This window comes from Lutimaribacter pacificus, from assembly GCF_900142185.1.
Classification (GTDB): Bacteria; Pseudomonadota; Alphaproteobacteria; order Rhodobacterales; family Rhodobacteraceae; genus Lutimaribacter; species Lutimaribacter pacificus.
The window spans coordinates 1-15059 of the sequence record NZ_FQZZ01000013.1 but is presented as its reverse complement, the minus strand read 5'-3'; the positions used below and the strand labels follow the sequence as shown (position 1 = coordinate 15059).

Sequence of the window (15059 nt, the reverse complement as noted above, 5' to 3'; positions counted from 1 at the left end):
TAGGGGTGATGACTGCGCGCGAGCTCGTGGAAGAGGAACTTGTCTACGGTGCCCTGCGCCGGGAACAGCTTTGGCGGATGATCGGCATTTCCGGGGCAGGCTTTGGCGTATTCGGCTGTTTGACGGCTGCGGCTGTCGCGCTGATGGTCGAGACGCCGCTTCCCGTGGTTGTGCCCTACGATCCCGCGACCGGGATGGCGCTCCCCAATGCCACGGTTGAAACCGTGTCGCTCGCCGAACGGCCTGCCGTGATCGAAGCGCAAATCTACCGCTACATTCTCGACCGCGAGACCTACAACCAGCTCGACAACGACCTTCGTGTCCGCCGTGTCCTCGCACAGTCTTCCGGGGCGGCCGAGGCCAGCATGCGAGCCATGTGGACCTCCGGGCAGGACAGCTATCCGCCGACGCGTTACGGGGCTGCGGCCGAGATGGCCGTTGAGATCGCATCGATCACCCTTATTGGCGATAACCGCGCCCAGGTGCGGCTCAGAAAGCGCCTGACAAGCCCGCAAGGGGTACAGGATGGATCGTTCACTGCCACGTTGATGTTCGAATTCCGGCCAGAGCGAACCCGCGCGATCGACGATGTTTGGCAAAACCCTTTCGGTTTCACCGTCACCCAATATGCCATCCGATCGGACCGTTCCGAATGACTCGCACTCCAATCTTTACCTTGTTGGCCGCCAGTTTTCTCACGTTCGCGGGATCGACTGCCTTGGCCGAGACCACGCCCCGCCCAGGTTCTCATGACAACCGCGTGCGCGTAGCGACCTGGACTGAAGGCCAAGTTTACCGTGTCGTCACGACTCTGACCCGCGTCACCACAGTCGAATTCGGTGAGGGTGAAACAATCCGCTCGATCATCGCCGGCGATACGGTCGGGTTTCAATTCGACGGTGTCCCGGGTGGCCGTGCCTTCGCCATCAAGCCGACAGCATCTGGCGTCGCCACCAACATCACCGTCTACACCAACCGCCGCTCCTACTACTTCCATGTCGTCGAAGCCCGGGAGACGCCGCATTATGTCGTGCAGTTCCGCTACCCTGAAAGCCGCGTGCAACCCACCAGGGCGGTTGCGGCCGATGCGCCGAACGCGAACTATGCGGTCAGCGCCCGAGAAGAGTTCACGCCGACGGCCATCTGGGATGATGGTACCTTCACGTATTTCCGGTTCGCACGGAATGCGCCGGTGCCCGCCATCTTCCGATATTCGAACGGCAGGGAACGCGCGGTGAACAGCCAAGCCTTGAGGGACGGCGTCATCCGCGTGTCCGGCGTCAACCGACAATGGGTTCTTCGCCTTGGCGAAGAGGTGGTATGCGTCCAGGACGCAGGACAGGCCACATCATGACCGAAGGTACGGAAGACCTCGCCACGCGCCTCGCGGCTCTCGAAGGCTCGACAGGCAAAGCGAAGGCAAGCAAGCGGCCTGCGCCGCTTGCCGCGATCCTTGGCGTCGTCGGCATCGCGGCAGCAGGTGGTCTGGCGTGGGCTGCCCTGCAGCCGTCAGCAGAAGCACCAATGGCGACCGCCGCGCCGGAGGAGTTCCAGAGCAGCGGCCCCGGATTCGGAGATCTGGCGCCGATTTCTACCCCGCAGCCCAGCCAAGCCCCGCCTGCGGACACAGGTCCGAGCGAGTCGGAACTCGCGCTGATGGAAAGTCTTGCGACATTGAGAGCGGAACTCGAGGACCTGCGCGCAAGACCGGCCGAGGCCGCGGATAGCGGGGCGGAGCAGGCTATTGCGGACCTGACGGCGCAAATTGCCACCTTACAGGAAGCATCCGCCGAGGCTCAGCGTGCCCTCGAGCGGCAGCTGACCGAGCGGGACCGCGAATTGGATCAGCTCCGCATGGACTTGGAACTTGCACGGCTTGCACCACCAGAGCCGACCTCATTGGGACCAAGTGAAGAAGAATTGCGGCTGGCCGAACTCGAAAGGCGGCGCGCTGCTGAAGCTGAGGCCCGCGCAGAGCGTATCGCGTCTCCTATGATCGCGTTCTCCGGGATGGGCGCGGGTGCGGATAGGGAGAACACGCTGGAAGCCGCACGTTTGAATGCAGATGAAGCCTTTGTTCGTTCGGGCGCACAACCTGCGCAGGTGACACGTGCCGAAGTGATCGCGAACCCATCGAACACGGTTGTTCAGGGCACCATGATTCAGGCTGTGACAGAGACGGCCCTCGACAGCACACTGCCCGGCGCGATCCGCGCTATCGTCTCGGAAGACGTCCATTCTTTCGATGGAACGCGTATCCTGATCCCGCGCGGCGCGCGGCTGATCGGGCGCTACCGCTCGGATGTCGCACTCGCCCAATCGCGCGTCATGGTGGCATGGGACCGGATCATCTTGCCCGATAATCAGACCGTGCAGATCAGCGCCTTCGGTGGAGACGAACTTGGCCGTACTGGCACCACCGGGTTTGTCGAGACCCGTTTCGCGCAACGCTTCGGCTCCGCCGCGCTGATTTCCTTGATCGGCGCCCTGCCTGCGGCTGCAGCGGGTCAAATCGACAGCGAGGCGGCGGCCGATGTTGCGAGTGATGTCGGCACCGACCTGCGCGATAGCACGCAAAGCGTGATGCAGGACTATCTGGCGATCCGACCAGTGATACATGTCGATCAGGGTACACGGATCACGGTCATGGTCGATCGTGACCTCGAGATTTTCTGACATGGCTGCAAGTTATCTGGAAGCGTCGCTCGACCGTTTCGGCCCCGAGGTCCTGCACGACGACACGATCGAGATCTGCATCAATCCCGACGGACAAGTCTGGGGCGAATTCCAGGGCGATCACTTCATGCGAGGTCTCGGCAGCCCGCTGAGCCAGACCGAGATCAAGGACCTCGGCAACCAGATCGCCTCGGCCGCCTCGACGACGCTCAGCACGAAGAAGCCCATTGTCTCGGTCTCGATCCTATATCGAGATCGCCCGATCCGCGCGCAGGTGATCCAGCCGCCGGCAGTCGAGGGTGGGTTTTCAATATCGTTGCGGTTCTTCTCCTCCCTGCCGCTGGAGGCAATCCGGCTCGGCTTCCTCTATGGAAAGGAGCGCAGCCTCGAAGGTCTGCGGCGCGAACGAAACGCCGCGCTGCGCAATGTGGTTGCCTCCGGCGACATCGACGCCGCGCTGCGCTTCTGCGTCGAGAACAAGCTCAACATGATCGTTTCGGGCGGTACATCGACCGGCAAGACGGTCGCGGCGCGCAAAATCCTCTCCCTGATCCCTCCCGAGGAGCGGATCATCACCATCGAGGAGGCGGCAGAACTGCGCCCCGAGCAGCCCAATGCCGTGACGCTGATCGCTGACCGGGATACCGACGCCCGCAGCGCTGATGTGCTACTGGCCTCGACCTTGCGCATGCGGCCCGACCGGATCGTGTTGGGCGAGGTCCGCGGCCGCGAGGCGATGACCTTTCTCGAGGCGATCAACACCGGCCACGGTGGATCGCTGACCACACTGCATGCCGAGACCCCACAACTTGCTGTTCGCCGCCTCGCCATCGCCGCCCTGAAAACCGATGTGCCGATGACCTACGCCGACATGATCGATTACATCGAAGGCTCGATCGACGTGATCATTCAGGCAGGCCGCCATGAAGGCGCGCGCGGAATCACCGAGTTCTTCCTCCCAGGTCAAACCAGAGATTTGAACCTCGACATGGTCGACGGCAGAGGCAACAAGAGCCCCTCCGTTGCCGCTGAGTAAAAAAGGAACCCCCCAGATGCGAAAACCAATTCTCGCACTCATGCTTGCCGCCTTGGCGGGCCCCCTTGTGGCGCAGACTTCGCCTCAGGTCTCAAACGATCTCACGGTCGATATGTCGCCTCAACAATACCGGATCTGCAACGATCGTCCGGCGCGCCCGACCTGGATGGACGAAATCAATCCGCGGGAAGCTTACAAGGCAGCAGCTTTGATGGAGTTGTACGAAATTCGGGCCTGGGAGGAGATCGCTGAATCTGGCGACTGCAGCTGTGAAACCCGCTTTCCCGCTTGGGATAGCTCCGATGGCGAATATCATGAAAGGTATGCAGGCCTTAGCCAAGCCGAGCATTCAGCGTTTCGCCGCGACTGGATTGAAGTAAGGAAGCAACTCGAGCCGAGCGTGCGTACAATCTGCGAAGCTCAAGGCAACTGGTAATGGGCGTCGTCAGCTGGATGGTCGGAACGGCAGACGCGTTCCTTGTCGATGCCGCTGAGTCCCAGTTCGGGGCCGTGGCAAGCAATACCGGCACGATCGTCCTGCTGATGGTCACGCTTTCGCTAATCGGCGTCTGCATCAACATGGCATTCCAGTTCCGCAGCATGGATGGGGCCAGCTTCTTTTGGTACCTAATCAAGCTGATGTTGATAGGGCTCTTCGCCTTCAACTGGGCCAACTTCAACGCGGTCGCGAATGCCATCATCGGCGGGCTCGACTATGTTGCTGGAGCCCTGATTTCCTCGGTCGGCGGCGGAGGGGCGGGGGCCACACACTTTGCCGGCGAATTCGACATCCTGATCGAAAAATTCAGCCAGTACCTGAATGCCATCGGCAGCAACCTGAACTGGATGACGGGCGCGATCCTAGGCGGCATCGGGCTTATTCTTTTGAGCCTCCTTGGCTTCATGACCGGCATCGTCCTCATATTCGCCAAGATGATGCTGACACTCATGCTTGGCCTCGCTCCGATCATGATCGCACTGTCGCTCTTTGACGCGACCAAGGATTTCTTCCACAGATGGGTCTCGACGACAGTCAGCTATGCCTTCTACCCCATCGTCATCGCAGCCATGTTCTCGACCGTCGTCGGCATGGCGAATTCGCTTCTCGCCCAGCTCGGTGATCCTAACTCGGCAAACAACATCGGCTCGCTTGTACCATTCTTCGTGATGGTGTTCCTCGCCAAGGGTTTCGTCGCGGCGACGCCGCTAATCGTACGTGGGATCTCGGGCAACCTGATGGTTGCAGCCGCGCCGGCCGTTGTCGTTGGATCGGCTGGGATCATGCGCGGGATAATCAACACGACCGGTGTAAAAGGCAGGTCTCGCATCGGCGCATTGACCACCGGGGAAGCGGTCGGGCGAAGCGTAGTACAGAGTCCAGCGGCTGTGCAGGCGGCAGCAAAAACCGCCAGCGATCAGTTAGTAAGAATGGCGGAAAGGGCGAAAAGGTTGGTCCAATGATGGATGGTGACGATTAGCTCGTGATTTCAGTAGTTTGCGTGACAGTTTGTGCAGCTTGTGTTCATGTTGCGACCGGGCTTTGTCGCACTACTGAGCTGCCCGATCTGATTGGTCCAAGGTAATTGTTAGTGCATGATCGGGCTGGTTTCCATTGGGGTGATGGTTTCGGGAGCCGGCGGCCGATAGCCCAATGCACTGTGTGGTCTCTTGGTGTTGTAGTGTTTCCTCCATTGCTCGATCAGGATTTGAGCTTCACGCAGGCTATAGAAGATTTCCCCATTGAGCAGTTCATCCCGCATCCGCCCGTTGAAGCTTTCGCAATACCCATTCTCCCAGGGCGAACCTGGCTCGATGAATGCTGTCTTTGCACCGACAGCCGTGATCCAATCCCGAACCGCTTGTGCAACGAACTCAGGTCCATTGTCCGACCGAATGAAAGAGGGAGCACCTCGCAGAATGAACAGATCTGTCAGAGCATCGATCACATCTGATGAGTTCAGCTTGCGCTTCACCTTGATTGCCAGGCATTCGCGGCTGTGCTCATCCAGGATGTTCAACGTGCGGAATGCCTTCCCGTCATCGGTCCGGCAATGCACGAAGTCATAGCTCCAGACATGGTTCCGATACTCAGGCCGCAGCCTGACGCATGATCCGTTGTTCATCCACAAACGCCCTCTCTTGGGCTGCTTCTGTGGAACCTTCAGACCCTCTCGCCGGTTCGCCATGATGGCCGCCATCGGTCCGAGGCCCATGGCGGACGCCGTTCAACCCGACCATCGCTGACAGACCAGCCTGAATCTCTCAGCAAGGCCGCAATCCGCCGGTAACCGTAGCGACCAAACTGTCTAGCCAGTTCGATCATGTCGGCAACCAGCTGATCCTCATCTGCACGCCCCTTGGGCACATGCCGTTGGGTCGAACGATGTTGCCCCAACACTCGACAGGCTCTGCGCTCAGACACTTTGAACCGGTCGCGGACATGGTCGATACAGGCACGACGACGAGCGGGGCTCAGTAGTTTCCCTTGGCCGCCTCCTTCAGGATCAGCTTGTCCAGTGTCAGATCCGATACAGCGCGTCTCAGCTGCTCGTTCTCCTTCTGGAGCCGCTTCAGCTCTTTCAATTGATCTACGCCCATTCCGCCATACTGCTTGCGCCAGCGATAGTACGTCTGTTCAACAACGCCGATCTGTCGGATTGCGTCGAGACGGGACATGCCCTGTCCCATCAGCACCTCAACCTGTCGTAACTTCGAGACAATCTCTTCGGGCTTGGGTCGCCTGTTTGCCATTCTCAGTCCTCCGTTTCCTAAACATAGCGGTGGACCAGTTCAGTTGGGGAGGCTCACTCAGGTCAAGGCGGTCGCCGAAGAACACCTGACAGCGATTGACGACAAGATCGCGCAGCTTCAATCCATGCGCGAGACACTCTCGCATCTAATCAGATCCTGTCATGGCGACCATCGCCCGGACTGTCCGATACTCAGCGATTTAGCGGGTGGTCCCGCCTAGCCTTTGGACCAGTTGCTCTGCGGATGCCTAGCCACGATCATATTGCGCAGAAGACGACAGAACTGACCGTTCGAACTGTCTGACAGGACAGAGTATTTCTGATTTTTCGGAACCCTCCAGCGCTGGAGGGTTGTTTCTGTAGAGATATTTCGGAGGATCATCATGTCTGACGCAACGCATCAGAATACTCAAGCAGCGACTGCCTCACACGGTGCGCGGCAGACCGCGCGTGACAGAGCATCGGGGCATTCGACGTCATCCTATGGCAAATTCTTTGCCATGATTGGCACCTCGACGGCGATCATGCTCGCTCTGATGTACTTCAATACTTACCAGTGGACCCATCTGTTCTGGTCCGAAACACGCTTCTACATGGCTTTCGTGATGGGTGCGGCGATGGCGCTTGTAATGCTGACCTTCATGCTCGGTATGTACAAGAGCAAGGCGATGAACGCTGCAATCTATCTCGGATCAATCGTCGTTTTTGCTGGGGCTCTCTGGCTTGTTCGAAGCCAGGTTACGGTTGGCGACACCAGCTTCATGCGCGCGATGATCCCGCACCATTCGATCGCGATCATGACGTCGTCGCGGTCGAACCTGTCAGACCCTCGCGTCCAGAAGCTCGCTGATGAAATCGTATATGCGCAAGACAAGGAAATCGCTGAAATGCGGTACCTGATCGAGGATATCGAGGGCAATGGCGACGGGACCGAGGAGGAGGCACCTGAAGCACAGATCGTCCCGCTTTCGGAGGCGCTGTCGACCGCCAAGGTTGCCGCCATTGATCCGGAATTCCTGACCGAGGCCGATATCGCCAAGCTGTTCCCTGAGGGCGCGGCCTGCACGTTCAACTTCACCACCACGTCCAAACCTACTGTTGCCATGGGCGACGTCGACGGCGAAGCGGTGGCTCTGATGAAGCTGAGCGGCGACCTGATCCGCCTCTCTGCCTCGGAGACTGCGAGCGATGGTGCTGTCTCGCTTTCGACTGATGGGATGGCGGTTTCCATAACGCCGACCGAGGACGGGTCTTCGGACGACGCACTTGCCGAGTCGACGCTGGTTTACACGCTCGATGCCGGATCCCGGGCCGGGTTCATCGGCTGGACACGGTGCAACGCGTGACGTCAAACCCACAGGAGCTGACCATGCCTAAAGATACCGTATCCGACGCGAAAAAAGCCGTTCTCTACCGAATGGTGATGGAGGATCATCTCTGCCCATACGGGCTCAAGTCGAAGGATCTGCTTGAGCGGGAGGGCTACGAGGTAGAGGACCACCACCTCACGTCTCGTGCGGAGACCGACGCATTCAAGAAGGAGCATGGCGTCGAGACGACTCCTCAAACCTTCATCAGCGGTGAGCGTATTGGTGGGTACGACGCGCTCCGGAAGCATTTTGGCCAAGAGGTGCGAGGAGAGGACGAAACCACCTATCAACCGGTCATCGCGATCTTCTCGGTTGCTTTCCTAATGGCGCTCGGACTGAGCTGGGCCTCCTTCGGGTCCGTTTTCACCTTACGCGCCTTCGAGTGGTTCATCGCGATCTCAATGTGTTTTCTCGCGGTTCAAAAGCTTAAGGACGTCGAGGGGTTCTCCACGATGTTCCTGAACTACGATTTGTTGGCGCAACGCTGGGTGAGGTACGGCTACATCTACCCATTTGGCGAGGCGTTGGCCGGTATTCTCATGGTCGCCGGTGCGCTGGTTTGGATAAGCGCGCCCGTCGCATTGTTTATCGGGACCATAGGCGCTGTTTCGGTTTTTAAAGCGGTCTATATCGACAAGCGGGAATTGAAGTGCGCCTGCGTCGGCGGCGGCTCGAACGTACCATTGGGATTTGTGTCGCTGACCGAGAATTTGATGATGATTTTCATGGGGCTGTGGATGCCTGCACGGGCCTTTTTTGGTTGAATAGAGTATCGCTGATCGCTTCCGCTACTGTGGCTACTATGTCTCTGTCAGGTCTGATACAATTTGATACTTGTGAAACGACACATTGCCCGCTTATCTCCGTTTCATGACAGTCCGAGTTGCACCTTTTCTGAGTTGGATCACATCGGCGTTTTTCGCCGTCGCCCTCCTTTTGGCACCAGCCAATGCTGCCGAGATGCTCGAATGTGATTTTTCGGCGGAGGTGTCAGCAGCTTTGGATTCGCACGGCACCAATCACGGGCACACCATTACACTTGATGACAAATTGGACCCGCCCCCGCATGCGGCGGATCATTGTGCGTCACATGGATGTATTTCCGCGTTGACATTTGAAGCCGCAAAGAGTCTTGCGCCCTGCCATCTGGTGGCAAGATACGAGATCAGTGCCGATGACAAAGTCCTACCTAAAACGCCCGAAGGTATCGACCGACCACCCCGTCCAAAGATGTGAATGATCGTCACGGCAATACAGCCGCACGTTACCACATCTTCTGACGGAAAACGCACAATGAAAACCATGTTCGCGGCTGTATTGCCGCTGGCTATTGCGGCCTGTGCGCCGCTAGAGCCACTCCCGGTGGGCGCAGAGAACTCTGCCCCCGCGAACCCAACAACGCATCTCCATGCCGCTCCTCCGGTCGAATATCTCGGATATCAGGTCGTCGAGCCTGCCGATTGGCGCGGCGTCAATGACAGTCAAAGGGAGAACTGAGCATGAAGGGAAAACTCATCTCCTCCGTTGCGGCACTCGCCGTTCTCTCAGCCTGTGCGGACACAGCGACGATTGGCAAAGTCAGCACTCCGCGCGCAGGTTTCGCCGCCGTGGCGGACCGCAGCCAGCGCGCACAGACCGGCACGCCGGCTTGGCACCTGTCTGCAGCTGAGATCGCAGCTGCTGAAGCACAAACCAAGGCTTTGATCGAAGGCAAGACAATCAGTGCAGACACCGCCGTCAGGGCCGCACTTCTCAACAACCGTGGCCTCCAGGCGTCCTACGCGGAACTTGGCTTGTCTGCGACAGATGTGTGGGAAGCCGCTTTAGGCCCCGTTCCCACGATCGGCGTGTCAGTGTCGGGATTAGCCGGTGATGTCACGCGAACGCTCGAAGCGACTCTCCTCACCGCCGTTCTGGACGCGGCAACAGCAAAACCTCGAACAAAGGTGGCTGAACTTCGGTTCGAGCAAGCCCAACTGGCTGCTGCCGGAGAGACGATTGCGTTGGCTATTGAAACCCGCCGCGCATGGATCGAGGCCGTCGCCGCCTTCGAGGCTGCCGGCCTGATCGCACAAACCCAAAATGCAGCCAATGCCGCGTCAGAACTGGCTACCGAACTAGGGCGTACAGGTGCGTTGAACCGGGCAGATCAAGCCCGGGAGCACGCCTTCAACGCCGAAGTCGCGGCGGAGCGAGCTGACGCAAGGTTGGAAGCACAACTCGCCAAGGAGCGGCTGGCGCGGCTGATGGGCGTTTCTCTGGGGCAAATGACTTTCTACGTTCCGGACGCACTCCCAGGATTGCCCGGCGGGCCCCGTTCCCAAGTCGACATCGAGCGGTTGGCGCTGCAGAACCGCGTCGACCTTGCCGCCGGTCGTCTGGAGCTTCAAGCGATCGCAGCCGACTATCGGCTCACCGGTCAGACGCGCGCGGTTTCGGATATTTCGCTCATGGCGGGCATAGAAATCGAGCGCGAAGACGGCGAAACGGACCGAAACCCAGTTCTGGAAGTGGAATTCGAAATTCCGCTCTACGATACTGGCAAGCTTATCTCACGTCGGGGGTCTCTGGAGTACCTGAAGGCAGCCAACATGTTGGCGGAATCGGCCGTCGGCGCGCGGGCGGAAGCGCGAGCCGCACACAAGGCTGTTACAGGCAAGCACTCGGTCGCTCGGCACTGGCGCGACGTAGTTCTGCCCTTGCGCCGTACGATCGATGAAGAAGCCCTCTTGTCCTACAACGGGATGATCACATCCACGTTCGAACTGCTTGAAGACGCGCGTGATGGATTGGAAGCGCAGCTTAGTGCTGCCGAAGCAAAGCGAGACTACTGGTTGGCCGAGACAAGCGTAACCGCCGCAATATGGGGCGGATCAGCAAGTGTTGGCGGAGATGAAGAAGGAGACGATGAATGATGAATCGCAGACAACTTCTCGGCGCCGGGCTGACTGCGGGTGCCGGGGCGGTTCTTGCCAATGCCGGTTCCGCACAAACTCGGTTCCGCGACCTGCCCGAGGCGGCGTTTACGGACAGCCCCTACACTCAGGTGCCGCCGCGCCCGACGGACAGGTTCGACTATAACCCCGTTGTCACTATTAACGGCTGGTCGCTGCCTTACCGCATGAATGGCGATGTGAAGGAGTTCCATCTGGTTGCAGAGCCTGTGGAGCGGATCATGGCCGACGGCATGATCGCACGGCTCTGGGGCTATAATGGTCAGTCGACAGGACCGACCATCGAGGCGGTCGAGGGCGAAAGGGTGCGCATCTATGTGACGAACCGCCTGCCGGAGCACACATCGGTCCACTGGCATGGGTTGATTTTGCCCTCCGGGATGGACGGAGTGGGAGGTCTGAGCCACCCTGGCATCCCGCCCGGCAAGACCTTTGTCTACGAGTTCGACCTCGTGAAGTCAGGCACCTTCATGTACCACCCGCACGCGGATGAAATGGTTCAGATGGCCATGGGAATGATGGGCCTGTTCATCGTGCATCCACGCGACCCTGCCTTCATGCCGGTGGACCGTGACTTCGCCTTCCTGCTGGCCGCCTACGACATTGATCCGGGGACCTACATCCCGCGGATCATGGAAATGACGGATTTCAACTTGTGGACGTGGAACAGCCGAATCTTCCCGGATATTGACCCGCTGGTGGTGAACAAGGGCGACCGGGTGCGGGTGCGGTGCGGAAACCTGACGATGACGAACCACCCCATTCACATGCACGGCTATGATTTCCACGTCACCTGTACCGACGGCGGTTGGGTACCGGAGAGCGCGCGCTGGCCGGAGGTGTCGATCGATATTCCCGTAGGTGCCATGCGCGCCTACGAGTTCGATGCCATCTACGAGGGTGATTGGGCGATCCATTGTCACAAGTCCCACCACACGATGAACGCGATGGGCCACGACATTCCAACCTTCATCGGTGCGAACAAGCGGGTGGTGACCGAAAAAATCCGCCGCCAGCAGCCGGGGTATATGCCAATGGGCACCGCCGGTATGGCTGATATGGGCGAGATGTCGATGGAAATCCCGGGAAACACAGTGCCAATGATGGCCGGGTGGGGTCCACACGGCCCGCTCGAAATGGGCGGCATGTTCTCGGTCGTGAAGGTGCGCGACGGAATTGCACCGGACGATTATTCGGATCCGGGCTGGTATCAGAATCCTCCGGGCACCCAGGCTTACGAATGGACGGGCGAATTGCCCGAACATGCATCAAACACTTCACCAAACACGATCCTCACACCGCGCGGCGGTGTTCGGAAAGGTTGAACCATCGAGCACCCCAAGGAGAAACGCTCATGAAGAAAGCACTAGCAGTCCTCGCAATTGCCTTGTCGCCGACACTCGTTCTGGCGGCTGGGACACACTCGGGCGGACATGGCCACGATGAAACCAAACCGGCCGCGGGGCATGGTCACTCAGACAATCATGCACATGGTCATGAAGACGGCATGGCGGTCGGAAAACCGGCGGAGGCCAACCCGACCCGAACCATCAAGGTCGTGATGAAAGAGGACTATGAAGGGGACAACCTCTACATCTTTGATCAGAAGGAGTTGACCTTCGTCGCCGGTGAAACCGTCCGGCTGCACATCGTCAACGAAGGCGAGGAAGTCCACGAATTCGTCATGGATACGATGGAAGCGAATGCCGAACACAAGGAGTTGATGGCGAAGTTTCCGGAGATGGAACATGACGACCCGAACGCCGTTCGTCTCGAACCGGGTCAGGAGGGAGAAATCCTCTGGACGTTCGTCAATGCCGGGACGTTCGAATTCGCCTGCCTGCTGCCAGGACACTATGAAGCCGGCATGCATGGCCCCCTCATCGTAAACTGAAACTAGGAGAAACCAGACATGAAAATTCTCACCCTCATTGCCGCGTTGGCACTGACCGCAACTTCGGCCCTGGCGGATGGTGATCATCCGATGGCCACTGGCACTGTGACCAAAGTCGATACCCAGTGGAACAAGGTCACGATCGACCACGGACCGCTGGAAAACCTCGATATGCCCGCCATGAAGATGGTGTTCGTCGTAGCCGAGCCGGCCATGCTGGATGGCCTCTCCGAAGGTTCGCAGGTCAAATTCCTCGCAGATCGCGTGAATGGCAAGTTGACGGTTACCGAAATCGAGGTCGAATGACCGATGAATGATCTCCAGGGCCAGTTCGTTATTGCATCGTTGGAAATGTCCCAATGACACTGGCCTTGGAGGAAAACCTAGCCTGGCTGCTTGGCCTTGACGGGTTGATGCACCGCGTTGCTCGATTGGCCAGATTCGAGCTGGATGCGAGTGCGCCGGAATGGCTGCATCTGGTGTTGCATATCGTTCTGGTGATCGCACCATTCGCATTCATCGCAGTACTTGCGTACAGGTTGCTGCGGCTGGCCAAGCACTTCCTTGGTCACATTTCTGGTCAAAGTGCCGACTATCGTCCTTGGCGAGTCTTGCGATCCGTACTAAAACTGCGATGGCAGGAACAGGCTGCGGTCGTCGCTCTGGGCCTTTTGGCGCAGCCACTACTTTACGCAAGTCTTGAGATTCCGAAGCGGATCGTAAACGGGGCAATCGAATCAGGTCACTTTCCAGTCGATGTGATCGGTTTTCAGTTTTCGCAACTGGATGTTCTGGTCGCTTTGTCCGGGCTGTACCTGCTCACGCTGATGCTCAACGGCATGGTCAAGTACAAACTGAATGTGAAGAAGGGCGAGATAGGCGAGCGTACACTACTCCACCTTCGTTTTGACTTGTATCGAAACTGGCGCAAGACAGCGAAATGCCTGCGTAGGGCGGATGTCATTCCAATGGCAACTGGTGAAATCGAACCAGTAGGAGGATTTGCAGGCGATGTGTTCGCAACCCCGGTATTCCAGGGCGGCACCCTATTGACCGTGCTGCTATTCATGTTCGTTCAGGACCCGATTCTTGGTGCGGCAGCGATGACACTTATCCCTCTACAGATACTCATCATTCCAATTTTGCAGGCGAGAGTGAACGAACGGATGCGTCGCAGAATAATGGCAGTTCGTGTTTATGGCGACATATTAGGCGAACAGGTGGCGACCATCGTCAAAAGAGATACCAGTAATAAGACGCGAGCAACCATGCATGAGTTGCGAAATTCTCGGCTCAGTTTGCAGCGCGCGAAATTCATGCAGAAGGCAATCACGAATTTCCTGATGACCCTCACACCCTTCCTTTTGTATTCTATCGGCGGATGGCTGGTGATTGAAGGGCGCTTGTCGTTAGGAGCACTTGTTGCGGTCATTGCGGCCTTCAAGGACTTTTCTGCACCGTTCAGAGAGCTCATCCTTTATTATCAAAACCTTTCAGACGTTCGTTTGCGATCCTATCAATTCTATGACTTCTTGGAGAAATGCCGAGAGACTGAGAACCATAACCCCCTACGTTATGCTTCCGCTGCTAATGAGCGTGGTTGGGTGGGAGTTGCCACATGACTGGCGCGATCAATCGCGATATCGCTCGTGACCTGCCACGGGATTTTTCCTCCACCTGAAACTAGAGTCCGACCCAACGAAGGGACGGACAATGAAGCGATCAAGATTTTCGGAAGAACAGATCATCGGCATTTTGACCGAGCATGAGGCGGGCGCGACGTGCGCGGATCTCTGTCGCAAGTACGGCATGTCGGAAGGGACGTTCTACAACTGGAAAGCCAAGTTTGGCGGCATGACAGTTTCCGATGCCAAGCGGCTCAAGGCGCTTGAAGACGAGAACGCCCGGCTGAAGAAGCTGCTGGCTGAGCAGGTGCTTGATGCGGCGGCGATGAAGGAACTGCTTTCAAAAAAATGGTAAGGCCCGCCGTGAAGCGCGCGGCCGTTGCGCATCTGCAGGCCCGGATGGGCCTGTCGGAACGGCGGGCCTGCCATATTGTCGGGGCGGATCGGAAGATGATCCGCTACCGGTCGATCAGACCGCCAGAGACCGAGCTGCGTCAGCGGCTGCGCGATCTGGCCAATGAACGTCGCAGGTTTGGCTACCGACGCTTGTTCATTCTGCTGCGTCGCGAGGGCGAGCCTTCGGGCATCAACCGCATCTACCGGCTCTACCGCGAGGAAGGGCTGGCGGTGCGCAAACGCCGGGCAAGGCGCAAGGCCATTGACCTGCCCCCCGCGAAATCCCTCATCATGATGTAGAGTCTGCCCAACCTTGAAGGAGCAGACGAATGCGAAAGAGCCGTTTTACCGAGGCGCA

At 58.5% G+C, this 15059-nt stretch carries 14 protein-coding genes and 3 pseudogenes; 16 read left to right on the top strand and 1 reads right to left on the bottom strand.

The annotated features are described in order from the left end of the window. Positions 1-8 precede the first annotated feature (8 nt). From F3H87_RS20030 to F3H87_RS20005, 6 genes are read left to right on the top strand one after another with little or no spacing between them, the layout of a single operon-like run. On the top strand, positions 9-656 hold the full coding sequence (locus F3H87_RS20030; protein WP_149789457.1) for a virB8 family protein: 648 nt from the start codon (positions 9-11) through the stop codon (positions 654-656). Next, positions 653-1354 carry a TrbG/VirB9 family P-type conjugative transfer protein gene (locus tag F3H87_RS20025; RefSeq protein ID WP_149789456.1) on the top strand — a complete coding sequence of 234 codons (702 nt, stop codon included), beginning with the start codon at positions 653-655 and terminating at the stop codon, positions 1352-1354. Before F3H87_RS20030 ends, F3H87_RS20025 begins: the two co-directional genes overlap by 4 nt. After that, a complete protein-coding gene (locus F3H87_RS20020) occupies positions 1351-2676 on the top strand; it encodes a TrbI/VirB10 family protein (protein ID WP_149789455.1) in 1326 nt (441 codons plus the stop codon). Before F3H87_RS20025 ends, F3H87_RS20020 begins: the two co-directional genes overlap by 4 nt. A 1-nt stretch (position 2677) precedes the next feature. Next, positions 2678-3712 carry an ATPase, T2SS/T4P/T4SS family gene (locus tag F3H87_RS20015; protein WP_149789454.1) on the top strand — a complete coding sequence of 345 codons (1035 nt, stop codon included), beginning with the start codon at positions 2678-2680 and terminating at the stop codon, positions 3710-3712. Between the two features lie 16 nt (positions 3713-3728). Then, complete coding sequence (locus F3H87_RS20010) at positions 3729-4148, top strand: hypothetical protein (RefSeq protein ID WP_057796677.1); 420 nt, start codon at positions 3729-3731, stop codon at positions 4146-4148. Then, a complete protein-coding gene (locus F3H87_RS20005) occupies positions 4148-5173 on the top strand; it encodes a type IV secretion system protein (RefSeq protein ID WP_149789453.1) in 1026 nt (341 codons plus the stop codon). The genes F3H87_RS20010 and F3H87_RS20005 overlap by 1 nt, the downstream gene beginning before the upstream one ends. Before the next feature lie 125 nt (positions 5174-5298). Here the strand turns inward: F3H87_RS20005 and F3H87_RS20000 are convergent. Then, positions 5299-6463, bottom strand: a pseudogene (locus F3H87_RS20000) (IS3 family transposase). 58 nt (positions 6464-6521) lie between these two features. Here F3H87_RS20000 and F3H87_RS22040 point away from each other — a divergent pair. The 10 genes and pseudogenes from F3H87_RS22040 to F3H87_RS19955 form a co-directional block, all read left to right on the top strand. Beyond that, positions 6522-6683: pseudogene (locus F3H87_RS22040) on the top strand (MerR family DNA-binding protein); the annotation flags it as partial. Positions 6684-6845: 162 nt separating this feature from the next. Further along, positions 6846-7808, top strand: a complete 963-nt coding sequence (locus tag F3H87_RS19990; protein WP_188129271.1) for a DUF305 domain-containing protein — start codon at positions 6846-6848, stop codon at positions 7806-7808. Between the two features lie 23 nt (positions 7809-7831). Beyond that, a complete protein-coding gene (locus F3H87_RS19985; protein ID WP_149789452.1) occupies positions 7832-8596 on the top strand; it encodes a MauE/DoxX family redox-associated membrane protein in 765 nt (254 codons plus the stop codon). Between the two features lie 529 nt (positions 8597-9125). After that, entirely contained in the window at positions 9126-9329 is a 204-nt protein-coding gene (locus tag F3H87_RS19980) for a hypothetical protein (protein ID WP_149789451.1), read from the top strand. Positions 9330-9331: 2 nt separating this feature from the next. Beyond that, positions 9332-10747: a TolC family protein gene (locus F3H87_RS19975; protein ID WP_149789450.1), complete on the top strand. Its 1416-nt coding sequence runs from the start codon at positions 9332-9334 to the stop codon at positions 10745-10747. Continuing rightward, positions 10744-12111: a multicopper oxidase family protein gene (locus F3H87_RS19970; protein ID WP_149789449.1), complete on the top strand. Its 1368-nt coding sequence runs from the start codon at positions 10744-10746 to the stop codon at positions 12109-12111. The genes F3H87_RS19975 and F3H87_RS19970 overlap by 4 nt, the downstream gene beginning before the upstream one ends. 29 nt (positions 12112-12140) lie before the next feature. Continuing rightward, positions 12141-12680 (top strand): cupredoxin domain-containing protein, encoded by a 540-nt coding sequence (locus F3H87_RS22035; protein ID WP_223228149.1) that lies wholly within the window; start codon positions 12141-12143, stop codon positions 12678-12680. 18 nt (positions 12681-12698) lie between these two features. Next, the gene (locus tag F3H87_RS22030; protein WP_223228148.1) at positions 12699-12986 is read left to right on the top strand and encodes a copper-binding protein; all 288 of its coding nucleotides are present in this window, start codon (positions 12699-12701) and stop codon (positions 12984-12986) included. Positions 12987-13039: 53 nt separating this feature from the next. After that, positions 13040-14302, top strand: coding sequence for an ABC transporter ATP-binding protein (locus F3H87_RS19960; RefSeq protein WP_149789448.1), 1263 nt, complete (start codon positions 13040-13042; stop codon positions 14300-14302). Between the two features lie 91 nt (positions 14303-14393). After that, positions 14394-14965: pseudogene (locus F3H87_RS19955) on the top strand (transposase); the annotation flags it as partial. Positions 14966-15059 lie beyond the last annotated feature (94 nt).

Coding starts and splice junctions, on each gene's coding strand:
- F3H87_RS20030 (WP_149789457.1), top strand. CDS start 9: ATGACTGCGCGCGAGCTCGTGGAAGAGGAACTTGTCTACGGTGCCCTG.
- F3H87_RS20025 (WP_149789456.1), top strand. CDS start 653: ATGACTCGCACTCCAATCTTTACCTTGTTGGCCGCCAGTTTTCTCACG.
- F3H87_RS20020 (WP_149789455.1), top strand. CDS start 1,351: ATGACCGAAGGTACGGAAGACCTCGCCACGCGCCTCGCGGCTCTCGAA.
- F3H87_RS20015 (WP_149789454.1), top strand. CDS start 2,678: ATGGCTGCAAGTTATCTGGAAGCGTCGCTCGACCGTTTCGGCCCCGAG.
- F3H87_RS20010 (WP_057796677.1), top strand. CDS start 3,729: ATGCGAAAACCAATTCTCGCACTCATGCTTGCCGCCTTGGCGGGCCCC.
- F3H87_RS20005 (WP_149789453.1), top strand. CDS start 4,148: ATGGGCGTCGTCAGCTGGATGGTCGGAACGGCAGACGCGTTCCTTGTC.
- F3H87_RS19990 (WP_188129271.1), top strand. CDS start 6,846: ATGTCTGACGCAACGCATCAGAATACTCAAGCAGCGACTGCCTCACAC.
- F3H87_RS19985 (WP_149789452.1), top strand. CDS start 7,832: ATGCCTAAAGATACCGTATCCGACGCGAAAAAAGCCGTTCTCTACCGA.
- F3H87_RS19980 (WP_149789451.1), top strand. CDS start 9,126: ATGAAAACCATGTTCGCGGCTGTATTGCCGCTGGCTATTGCGGCCTGT.
- F3H87_RS19975 (WP_149789450.1), top strand. CDS start 9,332: ATGAAGGGAAAACTCATCTCCTCCGTTGCGGCACTCGCCGTTCTCTCA.
- F3H87_RS19970 (WP_149789449.1), top strand. CDS start 10,744: ATGATGAATCGCAGACAACTTCTCGGCGCCGGGCTGACTGCGGGTGCC.
- F3H87_RS22035 (WP_223228149.1), top strand. CDS start 12,141: ATGAAGAAAGCACTAGCAGTCCTCGCAATTGCCTTGTCGCCGACACTC.
- F3H87_RS22030 (WP_223228148.1), top strand. CDS start 12,699: ATGAAAATTCTCACCCTCATTGCCGCGTTGGCACTGACCGCAACTTCG.
- F3H87_RS19960 (WP_149789448.1), top strand. CDS start 13,040: ATGACACTGGCCTTGGAGGAAAACCTAGCCTGGCTGCTTGGCCTTGAC.